The 12,348-nt window shown below is 64.8% G+C and carries 15 protein-coding genes and 1 pseudogene; 5 read left to right on the top strand and 11 right to left on the bottom strand.

Annotated features, from left to right (window positions below; translation table 11 throughout):
- Positions 1 to 125: 125 nt before the first annotated feature.
- The 6 genes from J0X25_RS35410 to J0X25_RS35385 form a co-directional block, all read right to left on the bottom strand.
- On the bottom strand, positions 126 to 575 hold the full coding sequence (locus tag J0X25_RS35410) for an RNA-binding protein (protein WP_207288572.1): 450 nt from the start codon (positions 573 to 575) through the stop codon (positions 126 to 128).
- A 46-nt stretch (positions 576 to 621) separates the two neighbouring features.
- Positions 622 to 813 (bottom strand): DUF1918 domain-containing protein, encoded by a 192-nt coding sequence (locus J0X25_RS35405; RefSeq protein WP_207288571.1) that lies wholly within the window; start codon positions 811 to 813, stop codon positions 622 to 624.
- A 267-nt stretch (positions 814 to 1,080) separates the two neighbouring features.
- A complete protein-coding gene (locus J0X25_RS35400; RefSeq protein WP_207288570.1) occupies positions 1,081 to 1,440 on the bottom strand; it encodes a DUF7344 domain-containing protein in 360 nt (119 codons plus the stop codon).
- A gap of 71 nt (positions 1,441 to 1,511) precedes the next feature.
- Entirely contained in the window at positions 1,512 to 2,168 is a 657-nt protein-coding gene (locus J0X25_RS35395) for a helix-turn-helix domain-containing protein (protein WP_207288569.1), read from the bottom strand.
- Positions 2,169 to 2,805: 637 nt separating this feature from the next.
- A complete protein-coding gene (locus J0X25_RS35390) occupies positions 2,806 to 2,982 on the bottom strand; it encodes a hypothetical protein (RefSeq protein WP_207288568.1) in 177 nt (58 codons plus the stop codon).
- Positions 2,983 to 3,090: 108 nt separating this feature from the next.
- Positions 3,091 to 3,771, bottom strand: a complete 681-nt coding sequence (locus tag J0X25_RS35385) for a type 1 glutamine amidotransferase domain-containing protein (RefSeq protein WP_207288567.1) — start codon at positions 3,769 to 3,771, stop codon at positions 3,091 to 3,093.
- 147 nt (positions 3,772 to 3,918) lie between these two features.
- On the opposite strand from J0X25_RS35385, the gene J0X25_RS35380 reads away from it, so the two are divergent.
- Positions 3,919 to 4,452, top strand: a complete 534-nt coding sequence (locus J0X25_RS35380; protein ID WP_207288566.1) for an Hsp20/alpha crystallin family protein — start codon at positions 3,919 to 3,921, stop codon at positions 4,450 to 4,452.
- 146 nt (positions 4,453 to 4,598) lie between these two features.
- Here the strand turns inward: J0X25_RS35380 and J0X25_RS35375 are convergent, their stop codons facing one another.
- Positions 4,599 to 5,600 (bottom strand): DHH family phosphoesterase, encoded by a 1,002-nt coding sequence (locus J0X25_RS35375; RefSeq protein WP_207288565.1) that lies wholly within the window; start codon positions 5,598 to 5,600, stop codon positions 4,599 to 4,601.
- 178 nt (positions 5,601 to 5,778) lie between these two features.
- On the opposite strand from J0X25_RS35375, the gene J0X25_RS35370 reads away from it, so the two are divergent.
- Positions 5,779 to 6,957 carry a thiolase domain-containing protein gene (locus tag J0X25_RS35370; protein ID WP_207288564.1) on the top strand — a complete coding sequence of 393 codons (1,179 nt, stop codon included), beginning with the start codon at positions 5,779 to 5,781 and terminating at the stop codon, positions 6,955 to 6,957.
- Positions 6,957 to 8,381: a zinc ribbon domain-containing protein gene (locus tag J0X25_RS35365; RefSeq protein WP_207288563.1), complete on the top strand. Its 1,425-nt coding sequence runs from the start codon at positions 6,957 to 6,959 to the stop codon at positions 8,379 to 8,381. Before J0X25_RS35370 ends, J0X25_RS35365 begins: the two co-directional genes overlap by 1 nt.
- A gap of 370 nt (positions 8,382 to 8,751) precedes the next feature.
- Here J0X25_RS35365 and J0X25_RS35360 read toward each other — a convergent pair.
- The 3 genes and pseudogenes from J0X25_RS35360 to J0X25_RS35350 all read right to left on the bottom strand — a co-directional run bounded on the left by J0X25_RS35360 (position 8,752) and on the right by J0X25_RS35350 (position 10,621).
- A pseudogene (locus J0X25_RS35360) lies at positions 8,752 to 9,751 on the bottom strand (ornithine cyclodeaminase family protein).
- Between the two features lie 60 nt (positions 9,752 to 9,811).
- Complete coding sequence (locus J0X25_RS35355) at positions 9,812 to 10,027, bottom strand: DUF8015 family protein (RefSeq protein WP_207288562.1); 216 nt, start codon at positions 10,025 to 10,027, stop codon at positions 9,812 to 9,814.
- A gap of 393 nt (positions 10,028 to 10,420) precedes the next feature.
- Positions 10,421 to 10,621 (bottom strand): DUF7835 family putative zinc beta-ribbon protein, encoded by a 201-nt coding sequence (locus J0X25_RS35350; RefSeq protein WP_207288561.1) that lies wholly within the window; start codon positions 10,619 to 10,621, stop codon positions 10,421 to 10,423.
- A 286-nt stretch (positions 10,622 to 10,907) separates the two neighbouring features.
- Here J0X25_RS35350 and J0X25_RS35345 point away from each other — a divergent pair, with 286 nt between their 5' ends.
- On the top strand, positions 10,908 to 11,258 hold the full coding sequence (locus tag J0X25_RS35345) for an ArsR/SmtB family transcription factor (protein WP_207288560.1): 351 nt from the start codon (positions 10,908 to 10,910) through the stop codon (positions 11,256 to 11,258).
- Between the two features lie 67 nt (positions 11,259 to 11,325).
- The gene (locus J0X25_RS35340; protein ID WP_207288559.1) at positions 11,326 to 11,598 is read left to right on the top strand and encodes a DUF7521 family protein; all 273 of its coding nucleotides are present in this window, start codon (positions 11,326 to 11,328) and stop codon (positions 11,596 to 11,598) included.
- A 1-nt stretch (position 11,599) separates the two neighbouring features.
- Here the strand turns inward: J0X25_RS35340 and J0X25_RS35335 are convergent, their stop codons facing one another.
- Positions 11,600 to 12,343 (bottom strand): competence/damage-inducible protein A, encoded by a 744-nt coding sequence (locus J0X25_RS35335; protein ID WP_207288558.1) that lies wholly within the window; start codon positions 12,341 to 12,343, stop codon positions 11,600 to 11,602.
- Positions 12,344 to 12,348 lie beyond the last annotated feature (5 nt).

Genomic DNA, 12,348 nt, shown 5'->3' with positions numbered 1-12,348 from the left:
ACCGTGTTGTCGGAACTTACTGACTGGTCAGTCAAAAGCGCTTCGGGTCGGTTGCGAGCGATCGCTACGGGTGAGAACCAACGAGCACTCGAATGCCAACGGCCGCTCGAATCGCTGCGTGAGAATTAGTCCCGCTCGCGCAACCGCTCGAGGACATCGCGGGCGTTCCCGACGGCCTTCTCTTTCTTCGCGGGATAGGCTTCGACCTTCCCTCGGAAGGTGATGCCGTCGCCCAGTTTGACGTCTCCCTCGAAGGCGGCCTGCTTGTCCAGTCGCAGGAAGAGTTCGGTGTTCTCGGTGACCCGCTCGTCGAGTTCGTCGATCAGATCGTCGAAGGACTCGAGGTCGGACAGTCGCGAGAGGACGTGGCGGACGTCGTCGGCCGTTTCGACGCGCGCGGAGAGGACGAGGATGCGGTCGCCGTAGTGGCCCTCGCTCTCGGTGCGTTCGATTTCGAACGGCTCGTCGTCGCCGTCGGGGAGGAAGGTTCGCAGCGCCTCCTCGACGCGTTTCTCATCCTCGGTCGCGTAACAGAACGTGCGTAAATCGACGTAGTGAAGCGGGATCTGTGGCATTGCTCTCCTCCGGTTACGGGTCGGTCGCCCGGCGTCGGGCGGTCGGTTACTCCTCGTCTTCGTCGGCCGCCTCGAGGGCGTCCTCGGGGACGCCGGTCTCCTGCCCGTCCTCGAAGCTGATCGTGTAGGTGACGTCGCCGAACATCGACTCCATCGTCTGCGTGATGGTGCCGGTCTCTCCGTCGAACTCGCTGTGCTCGTCGTGCAGAACGACGCGGTCGTCTTCCTCGAAACTCATGGTCTCTGATTCCCCGTCACCGCGTAAAAAGGGACTGATTTGTATTTCCAGTTCTTGAAGAATTCAAGAAGAGACAGGCACTCAGACGGACAAATCTACGATGCTGCCTCAAAAGATTCTACCGAAGAATCCACAACCGTGAGGAACAGGGTCTTCGATGCGCAGGGGAGTGGGAACGACAAGCGAATATCCCTTTCCAAAATCTCTGCACTCGAGGAACAATAACAATACTGTGAGTATGGAAATGGAGAGCGGTTGATCGAGACATTAGAGTTCGATCGGCGCTTCGAGTGTGGGGTCAGCATCAACGATCGTAGACACGGTCGGCTGTATCTGCTCGAACTGCTCGGTCGGTTCTACGAGCTGTCGGTCTGGATCATAGGTGATGATCCCTTCCGAGGCCAGCTTCGGGAGGTGGACGTGATAGAGCGAGAGGCGAATCTCGGTTAGTACGTCCTCAGACACCGCTGTAATTGACGTCTGATGATTGTGCTTGAGTACGGCCTGCGTGAGGTCATTCAGCGTTAGCGACCGCTGTTCTGCTGCGAGTAATCCAAGCACGATCCGACGATGTTGGTGGTGACAGAGGTCGAGGACCGAGTCGAAGGTGGAGGAAGCCTCACTCATTATATATAGTGCAGACGACTGACGCCAATCACACTAACTTTTTCACATACAAACCGCTTTTACGTAGCCGATCAGGATCGGTATTTGACAGCGGAGAGCGTGCTCCCGAGGATGTGCTTGATCCCACCTCGGATGCGGGATCCAACGGCCTGCTGTGAGATGCCAAGCTCCTCACCGAGCACCTCAAGCGTGACTCCACGGGGGGACTCAAAGTAGCCACGCTCGTAGGCGAGTACCAGCGCCTCTTGCTGGGTGTCGGTGAGGGCGGCTTCGGTCCCCGTTTCGACCGGTGTGAGCGCGTGCAACTCCGTCAACGTGGTCGGGATGTCCAGTTCTCGACAGCGCTGTTGAAATTCGGCGATGTCGCTTCGGTCGTCGCCGCGGATCTCGAACGTCCACTGGTGGTTCGTACCGGTGGCCTCGATGAGCGGTACCTCCGTCTCCGCCAATACGGTGAGCACGTCGTCGTAGTCCAGCGCCCACTCGACTCGTAACAGATACTCGTCTTCGACGGAGTCTACGAGTCGAATCTCTTTCGTGCCGGGATGCTCGGTGAACGCGGTCTCAATGTCATCAACTTCGGTTCCCCGTACCCAGAAATAGGGAATCACGACGTCCCGTGCGGGGATAATGCGCTCAAGTTTGACCGTCACGTCCGGCAGTTGGTTGAACACTGTCCCCAGCGGGAACTGGTCGGATGGAACCGTGAACGTCGCCTCGGTAGCCATTGTCCGTACCAGTGGCTCCCAGCGGGAAAGGTCTACGACCGAGTGCTCGTGACGCCGTTGTTCGTGGATGCCTGCTTTCCTAGACCATACCTCGATTGTCGGTGAGTCTCGATACCAACAGTGGGATCGTTGATGAGGTCCCCGAGGTCGTTCTCTCCTTCCTCTCTACTGAACGGCAACTACGGCTGCGCATGGAACGCTTCCAGCATCCGCGAGCGACGTGAGCGGTTCACCGACAGCGAGGTCGAAGGCCGAGCCGTCGGCCTTTTTCATCGAAGTCCGCGAGAGCGTCGCTCTCGCGGGCCCATCAGAAATCTTCGATTTCTGAGGACGTTTTTGCGCCCAGCGAGGGACGCTCCGCGTCCCTCGAGCCGTGTGAGCGGACTCCGTCCGCGAACAGAGAGTGGTTCGCCGTGGCGAACCCGAGGCGGAAAAAGTTCGTTCTCTGTACTTATCACTAAGGGCATTACCCCTCTTCTTCTAGCAGATCCATCAAGGTAGCACGGACGAGTTTCGAATTCCGAGGGGAGGGGCGGCCGCGAGTCGTCTCTCGCCTGTACGAAGAGGAAGTCGACTTCTACGAGCGATAGCAGCCGTCTCGAGCGATCGGCGCGACGATCGTCCGGTCGCGACCGAGTTATCGCATATTCTCGAGCGCGCGGACGGTATCCGACATGAGCCACGCCTCCTCGCTGGTGACGTCCTCGATGCTGAGTGCGAAAAACGACTCGCGACCGTCGTCGACGGTGATGCGGTAGCTACGGCTCTGAATCGAGTCGGTTCGGGTCGACGTGTTCGGTTCGGCGGGGACCACGGACGTTCTCAGGAATCACCGCGTATAACTGGCTCGATCCGGGCGTCGCGGACCGAAACCACACGACTGCGTTCGGGTCGCAGATCACCGAAATCGGCTAAATCGCTATCAGCCGTCGAGTTCCTCGAGCAGCGTCTCGGCGGCCGCGCTCGAGGAGCCGGGCCCCCGGGCGGTGAGCAGGTCGCCGTCGACGGTGACGCTGGTGTCGGCCTCGAGTTCGGCGTCCCAGTTGGCGCCGGCTTCTTTCACTTCGTCCTCGACCCAGTAGGGGAGTTTCCGGCCGCTGGGCATCAGGTCGTTCTCGTCGACGATGCCCTCCTCCCACTCGTTGGGGAAACCGGTCACGTCGCGACCGGTGACGATGAACGCGCCCTGCCGGTCGCGGGCGAACGCGAGGATGCCGACGGCGTGGCAGACGACCAGCGCCTTCCCGTCGTCACCCGCGACCGCGTCACGGAGCAGTCGCCGCGCGTCGCTGTCCTGGTTGACGTCCCACTCGGTGCCGTGCCCGCCGGGGAAGACGACCGCGTCGTACCCCTCGGCGTCGGCCTGGGCGGTCGGGATCGGATCGTTCAGGCGCTCGTCGTTCTCGTGGACTTCCCGGACGTGTTCGGCGGTTTCCTCGCCGACTTCCTCGGGATCGATCGAGCGCTCGTCGACCTTCGGTTGCTTCCCCGAGGGCGTCGCCACCGTGATCTCGAGGCCCGCATCGGATAGCGTCTCGAGCGGCTCGACGCATTCCTCTCCCCAGTACCCCTCTTCGCTGACGACGAACAGTGCGGAAGGCATGTCTCGACGTACGGGCGGGAGCGTAAAAACGACCAGCCCACCCCTCGGTTCTGCCGCAATGTGGTCGCACCACACGTTCGACGGTGAGACAGTCACGACCGGCGAGAGTGGACTTTTTCGCCGTCGGCCTCGAAGGGACGGACTCACATGGCAGACCGTTCCAGCCCCTTCGACGGCCTCGAGGAACTGCTCGAGAGATTGAACCGGCAACTCGAGACGGCCACGCGCTCGTGGGAGTCGGGGCTCGACCAGCGAAGCCGACTCGACCTCTCGATGGGGGGATCGGGAACGGCGCTGGATCTGGCCGACGCCGGCGACGAGTACGTGGTCACCGTCGACGTCCCCGGCTACGAGAGCGACGACCTCGACAGCAGACTCCACGGTGAGACCCTCGCGATCAGCGGCGAGCGCGAACGGACGGTCGAGAAGCGCGGACCGGACGAGGAGGGCGGATCGGACGAGGAGAGCGGGCCAGACGAGGCGGACGAAACCGGCACCGGCGCATCCGACGGGACCTACATCCGCCGCGAGCGCGAGATGAAATCGTTCAGTCGGCGGATCGATCTCCCCGATCCGGTCGACGCCGACGCCGTGACCGCGTCGGTCAACAACGGTATTCTGACCGTGCGACTGCCGAAACTGGAGTCGAGCGGCGAGACGCACTCGATCGAGATCGAGTGACGCGATGCCGTCCAGGAGAGTAACCAACCCACCCGGTGACTCCGCCCGAAAGACCGGTCGACCCGTCCCGGCGAGGCCGCCAGAGAGAGCAGCTGATTCGTCCCGGCGACCACATCAGCCCTGTGCGCGGATCGACTGGCGCGGGCTCACCCGTCGTCGAGGTTCAGGGCGTCGAAGAAGCGACGCGTGAGACGGCCGCCGACGAATTCGAGCAATTCGTCCGTGTCGTCCGCGTCGTCGGCGAACAGTCCCAGTTCGATCCGTCCGCCGGCCATGTCGTGGTGGCCGCCGACCTGCCCGAGCGCCTCGAAGCCGCCCTGTAACGTCTCGCCGATGTGGACCCGCGGATCGATCGAACGCGCGCTCAGGCGGATGGCGTCCCCGACGACGCCGTAGACGAGCACCGTGTCGACCCCCTCGAGATTCAGCAGGTAGTCCGCGGCCTGGGGGAGCGCGTCGGTTTCGGCGGTCCTGCCGACGCTGGCGACGAGCGAGGAGCCCCGGCGCTCGCGGCTCGCGATCGCCTTCCCGATCGCGTCCAGCGTGCCCGGCGAGAACGCGCTGCTGTAGAGTTGCTCGAGCGTCTCGAGGTCCGCGTCGGGGTAGACCGCGAGCGCCGCCTCGTACTCCCGGCGGGTCGGGTCGCGGACGAAGTCCAGTCGCTCGCGGTGGAGCGCGAACAGGAGCGCCGACGCGAGCCGGGTGGTCAGTTCGATCTCGAGGTCGAGGAGGTACTCGACGAAGATCGTCGCCGTCGCGCCGATCTGGGTCCGGACGTCCTCGAAGGTGGCGCCGACGGTCTCCCCGGGGTGGTGGTCGACGATGATCTCGGGCGTGATCGCGGCCGAGAGTTCGGTGTTGGCCCCCGGCTGGGAGTGGTCGACGAACCCGATACAGTCGTACGACTTGATAGGAGTCCGCTGGACGGACTGCAGGGAGATATCGAGCATGTTGACGAACGCACGGTTCTGCTGGTGGGAGATCTCGCCGCCGTACGCGATGGTGATCTCGTCGACCTCGTGGTCGATCGCGATCGCTTTGAGCGCCAGCGCGCTGGCGAGACAGTCCGGATCCGGGTTGTCGTGACAGACGATGGCCAGCGACTCCGTCGTCTCGAGGACGGACGCGAGTTCGGCCGCGCGGGACATACCCCGAAATATGGGCGCGAAACGCTTGAACCTCGTGTCGACACACGCTGTGCGAGAGCGGACGCGGCCCGGTTGGGCCCGCCGGGGCCGGTTCGCCTCGCATCTGGCCCTGCTCGTCGCTTTACAGCTTTCGCCCCGAGTGTACACTTATTTCACGTTGGAAACCCACCTCACGGGCATGCGAGACGCGTATCTCGTCGGTGCGGGGCAGTCGGACTACGGGGCTTTCCCGGAGGAGAGCTACCGGTCGCTGTTCCGGACGGCGTTTGAGGCGGCGACGGAGAGCGTACCGAACGGGATCGACGGCGACGATATCGACGAGGCGTTCGTCGGTAACCTCGGCGTCGGCGGCCGACAGCTCGGCCTCTCGGGGCCCGCGGTCACCGAACACGTCGGCCTCGGCGGCGTCCCCTGTACGCGCGTCGAGAACGCCTGCGCGGCCAGCGGCTTCGCGACCCGGCAGGCCGTTCAGGCGGTCAAGTCGGGGATGGCCGACGTCGCGCTGGCGGGCGGCTTCGAGATCATGTCCGACATGAGCTCCGACGCGACGAAGTACTGGCTCGGCGTGTCGGGTGAAACGGAGTGGGAGCGCCTCTCCGGTACCACGTTCTCCGGTGTCTACGCCCAGATGGCCAGCGTCCACATGGAGCAGTACGGGACTACGCGCGAACACCTCTCGCGGGTCGCCGTCAAGAACCACTCGAACGGAGCGAAGAACCCCCACGCCCAGCTGGGATTCGAGTGCTCGCTCGAGGACGCCCAGTCCGCCCCCGTCGTCGCGGACCCGCTCAATCTCTACCACTGCTGTCCCACCTCCGACGGCGCCGCGTGTGCCCTGATCGTGAGCGAGGACGTGGTCGACGAGTACACGGACGATCCGATCCGGGTCGCCGGCGTCGGCGCGGGCAGCGACAACGTGGGCCTCTTCCAGCGCGACACCTACACCGGCGTCCCCGCGAGCCAGCGCGCCGCGGAGTCGGCCTACGAGATGGCCGGCGTCGAACCCGACGACCTCGATTTCGCCGAGGTGCACGACTGCTTCGCCATCGCCGAACTGCTAGCCTACGAGGACCTCGGGTTCTGCGAGAAGGGCGAGGCCGGCCAGCTCATCGAGTCCGGCGCGACCGAACTCGGCGGCGAGCTTCCGGTCAACACCTCCGGTGGCCTCAAATCCAAAGGCCACCCCATCGGCGCAACGGGCGCCGGACAGGTCGTCGAGGCCTTCAAACAGCTCTCCGGGAAGGCCGGCGAGCGACAGGTCGAGGACCCGACCCGCGGACTCACTCACAACGTCGGCGGCAGCGGTGGTGCCTCCGTCGTTCACGTGTTCGAAAGAGAGCAGGAGGTGAGCGCGTAATGACCGCGATCACCGGCGTCGGCGCGTACGCGCCGCGGTTCCGCATCACGGCCGAGGCGTTCGAGGAGGCGTGGGGCCAGTTTCAGGCCTCGGGGATCACCGAGAAGGCCGTCCCCGCGGCCGACGAGGACGCGCTGACGATGGGCTACGAGGCCGCGAATCGGGCGCTCGAGGCCGCCACCGTCGACCCGGACGCGGTCGACTGGCTCGCCTTCGCCGCCTCGCGACCCCCGCTGGCCGAGGAGGACCTGACCGCGCGCCTCGGTGCGATGCTCGAGGTCGACGAAGCCGCGACGCGACACCTCTTCTCCGGAAGCACTCGAGCCGGAACGCGAGCCCTCTGGGCCGGGATGGACGCCATCGGTGCCGACGCCACGACCGGACTCGTGATCGCGGCCGACGCGCCGAAGGGCGACCCCGACGACGGCGTCGACCACGCCGCCGGAGCGGGTGCGGCCGCATACGTCTTGGAGCGCGACGGCCCCGCGGAGATCGTCGACCGCGCCGAGTACGCCGTTCCGTACCCCGGTACCCGGTTCCGAAACACCGGCGAGGACGAGACGCAGGGACTGGGCGTCACCCAGTACGACCGCGCCGCGTTCACCGAGACGATCGGCGGCGCCGTCGACGGCCTCGAGACCGATCCTGAACCCGACGCCGCCGCGATTCAGGCGCCCGACGGCAAACTCCCCTACCGCGCCGCGGGCGCGGCCGGCGTCGGCACCGACGAGATCCAGGCCGCCGCGACGGTCCACGACCTCGGCGACTTGGGCGCCGCGAGCGTCCCCGTCTCGCTGGCGTCGGCGCTCGCCGACGGCTACGACTCCATCCTCGCGGTGTCCCACGGCAGCGGCGCCGGTGCGGACGCGCTCGTCGTCGAGTCGGCTGACGAGGTGCCGGTAGAAACCGACCTCGAGAGCGACGACACCCTCTCCTACGCGGAGTACCTGCGCCAGCGCGGCGTCGTCACGACGGGCCCGCCGTCGGGCGGCGGCGCCTACGTCAGCGTCCCCTCGTGGCGCCGGTCGATCCCCCAGCGCTACAACCTGGCAGCCGGTCGGTGTCCCGACTGCGGCTCCCTGTCGTTCCCGCCGGAGGGCGCCTGTGCAGACTGTGGCTCGCTCGGCGAGTACGAACCCGTCTCACTCCCCGGGACGGGGACCGTCGAGGCCGTCACGACCATCTCCCAGGGCGGCGCCCCGCCGGAGTTCGCCGAGCAGCAGGCCCGCGCGGGCGACTACGCGGCGGCGATCGTCGCGCTCGAGGACGAGGACGGCAGCGAGACCGCCAGCATCGCCGTGATGGGCACCGACGCGGCGCCCGAGGAGTTCACCGTCGGCGATCGAATCGAGACGACGATCCGCCGCATCTACACGCAGGAGGGCGTGACACGGTACGGATTCAAAGTGCGGCCCGCGGAGTAGGCGGCTCAAGATCCTCCTAAATTCGGTTTCGCTGGTTCTGTGGATCCACCTGCAGACGTCCTGTGGAACAGTCGTTCACTACATCTGCGCAGGTACCTTTTTGCGCCTCGGGATTCCTCGCTACGCTCGGAACCGCTCGGCGCAAAAATCTACGCTAAAAAGGCCGCTCGCTCCCGTTGGTCGCTCGCGGTTGCAGTGCCTGTGACTATACCGCAGCGGTAACGCCTCGCCTGCACTTACCGGTGAAGGACGCAGAGATAACGGGTAGTTCGGACTTCGACAGAATCGTTCGGTGATATTGAGTTATCGCTCGTTTCGTCAGTTTGGACGCCGTCTACGCTCACGAAACGAGCGATAACCGAACCGCCGCTCAGTCACCAGTCAGCGCCTCGCTCGCGGGCGCGAACTCGATCGTCTGCCCTCGTCCCTCCTCACTCGCTCGTTCGTAGAGCATGTACGCCGCGGCGACGGTCTCGATACCCGTCCCGCCGCTGTCGAAGAGCGTGATCTCGTCGTCGCTCGTCCGCCCCGGCGCCTCGCCCGCGACGACCTCGCCGAGTTCGGCGTGGATGTCGTCCTCGGTGACGGCACCCTCCTCGAGCGCCGTCATGAACTCGCCCGAGTCGAACGTGGCGCGCTCTCGCAGGTCCGGGACGTACGTGGCGCGCTCGAGCGTCGTCGTGTCCACCTCGCGCTTGTCCGGCGTGTACTGGCCCATCGCCGTCACGTGGGTTCCGGGCTCGAGGTCGTCGCCGTCGAACACCGGCTCGCTGGCGCGGGTCGCGGTGATCACGACGTCCGCTCCCGAAACTGCTGTCTCGCTCGAGTCGACGGCGCGGACGTCCGCCTCGAAGTCGTCGTCGAAATCGGCGGCGAAGGCCTCGCGGTTCTCCGGCGTCGGGGAGAAGATCCGGACCTCGGAAAACTCGCGGACGGTCGCGGTCGCCCGGAGTTGGCCGCGGGCCTGCGCGCCGCTGCCGATGACAGCAAGGACGTCGCTATCATCGCGGGCGAGTTCTCTCGACCGCCACGGCGCCGGCGGCGCCGGTCTTGTGGGGGTTCATGCTCGCGCCGTCCAGCAGCGCAAGGGGTGCGCCGCTGTCGGCGTCGAAGAGGGGCGTCATGAACCAAGCGTCGCCCGCGCCGAAGCCCGCGGTGTACATGTAGCCGCCCATCGCGCCGGTCTCCGGGAGGATCGCGGCGTAGCTCGTCAGCATCCCCTCGGGATCGGCGCGGAAGAACTTCGAGCGCGGCTGGGCGGGCGCGCCCTCGCCGCGCTGGCGGTAGCCCTCGCGGACGGCGTCGACGTAGTCGGCGGGCGTCGCGAGGTCGGTCACCTCGTCGCTGGTGAGAAACAGGGTTGCAGTCACGGGCAGAACCGGAACGCGAACGGAGATAAAAACGGGGGAGACGGCAGTAGCGACTGGATTTTAATCCGCGTTGAGCGGCGGGCGCGTGGACCTGGCCTCGTCAGCGCCGTCCGCAGGCGTGTTGACGAACATCGCGTGCCCGATAATCGCCATCGAAACGACCGCGCCGATGGGGACCGCAGCCGTCAACGAGAGTCCCACGAGCGTGAGGGCTGCGGTGATGCCGAGCAGTGCGACTGGGATGAGGCCGAGAACAATGTCGTAATATCCAGTCATAATCTATCGTACAGTATGGGTAATACCCATATAAGCGTTTCCCATAATCGCCGGATAGTACACCGGTTTCTAATCCGTATTTGCCGCACTAGATTCTCATAACTTATGAGAAAATTATTTCTCGTGTAGTTCCGAGGAATGATTCTCCTGAGAGGCATGGAAGTGCCCTGGACGGCCGCTGCTCGCTTTCTCTGTACGAATATCGGCCAGAGACCGAAATCCGGCCAGAGACTGTAGCGTCGAAGTGTTCCAAATCCGATGTTTGGCGCCAGGTATTGTGCAACTCGCGCTCGGTGGAGTACTCCCAGCAGTTCCCCCCACGTCCCGCTGGTCACCTTCTACAACGGCGCGAACCGACAAACCTGAACGGTCAGCAGAGGATAGCCGTATCGCCTACGCGTTGTTCATCCGCTTGCTGTCGCGGTTCCCACACCGCGCACACTCCCGGACCCGGTAGGGTTCCCGAGAGTACTGTGCGTTGTCCCCGCTCCCACTTTCGGTTATCAACTGTATCGAGACCTCGTGGAGCGTGTCAGTTTCGCAGACGTCACACGGTTCGGTCATCCCGTTTGATACGCCATCCGTCGTTGCCATACCCGTTCATCGAACCTGCCCATAATATATCTCCCTCAGCGACTTCGGAGCGGGAGAAGGGGTATAAATAGGCGTTCTCTCGAACTGAAGACGCCACTCCCGCACCCAACCGTCGTCCGTCGAGCGGGGTCGACCGCACCGCCGGCAATCGACGATCCCGTTCGGTCGAAGCGAAGAACAGTCAGGAGAGCAGCCTCGAGCACTGTTCCGCGCGAACAGATAGTTAATAATGATTGTCTTCGATACACGGAAAACCTTTTGCGGTGAATCCCCAAGGCGACTCTGTATGGACGACGAATCCTCTATCGAGGAGGTTCTCAATACGATCGGGGACGAGCACGCCCGCACCGTCCTCGCCTCGGTCAGTCGAGAGCCCGGGTCCGCGAAGGAACTGGCCGACCGGCTCGACCTCTCCCGACCGACGATCTATCGACGTCTCGAGCTCCTCCAGGAAAACGACCTCATCAAGGATCGGACCCTCGTCGCGGACGACGGGAACCACTACAAGGAGTACACGTGCAACTTCAACAGCACGGTCATCTCGCTGGACGACGACGAGTACGACGTCCGAATCTTCCGGGAGGAGAACCTCCCGGACCGCTTCACCCAGCTCTGGGACGAACTGGGTGTGAAGTAGGCCAGATCACCATGCCAGCGCTATCCATCACGCGGCCACGCTCCAACTCCACGGCTGGTGAGACCGAATGAGTGGGATCGTCGACGCGGTCCTCATGCTGTTGCAGATGGCCGTCTTCGCCCTCTCGCTGGGACTGACGCTCATCAGCTTTCAGTCGTACAAACAGCGCGAATCGAAGCGGCTGGAATCCGCGTTCATCGGCTTCGCGTTCCTCAGTATGGGCGTCGGACTCACGACGATCACCTCCCAGTTCCCCGATCCCCCGACGGTGTTTTACGTCGCCGAGACGGTTCCGTTCATCGTCGGGTTCGGGATGCTCTACGTCTCCCTCTACCGGTGACTCACTCCGACGGCGGGTCGGTCGTCTCGACGCGGTCCTCGAGCCACGCCACCGCGTTCTCGACGGCCGTCTCGTCCGTCCCCCGGACGCGGATCCGACCCGGCCGCGTCTCGCTACGGGGATAGCTGCCGACGGCGACGTCGAAGGCGTCAGTGACGCCCTCGAGCGCACCGTGGAGCGAGCCCTCGGGCGCCGACGTGTAGATCGTTCGCGCGACGGCGTCGCCCTCGAACTCCGCGGCGACCTCGCGGAACATGGCCTGCATCTCGTCGGGGATGCCGGCGAAGACGTAGACGTTCTCGACGAGACAGCCCGGCGCCCACCCCGCGTCGGTGACGATCGGCGTCGCGCCCTCCGGAATCGACGCCGCGGCGTCGACGTCGAGGTCCAGATCGTACTCGTCGACCAGGTCCGGGTTCTCGTCGCGGAACGCGGCCGCCTTCTCGAGCAGTTCCTCCTTGATCGTCTCGTGGACCACCAGATCGCGGCCCAGTCCGTCCGCGACAGCCTCGACGGAGACGTCGTCCGGCGTCCCGCCGATACCGCCGGTGACGATGACGGCGTCGAACTCGTCACTCCAGCGGCCGACGTAGTCGGCGATGAGCGCCCGATCGTCGGGAATCGTCAGGATTCGGTCGACGGTGCTTCCTCGCTCGGTGATCTCCGACGCGAGCCACGAGGCGTTCGTGTTCGTCGTCGATCCGGCCAGCAACTCGTCACCGACGGTGACGATCGCGACGTGCATAGCGG

Origin of the sequence: Haloterrigena alkaliphila (assembly GCF_017352155.2) — an archaeon.
In the GTDB taxonomy this organism is placed as follows: domain Archaea; phylum Halobacteriota; class Halobacteria; order Halobacteriales; family Natrialbaceae; genus Haloterrigena; species Haloterrigena alkaliphila.
This window is presented reverse-complemented; position numbering and strand designations above follow the sequence as displayed.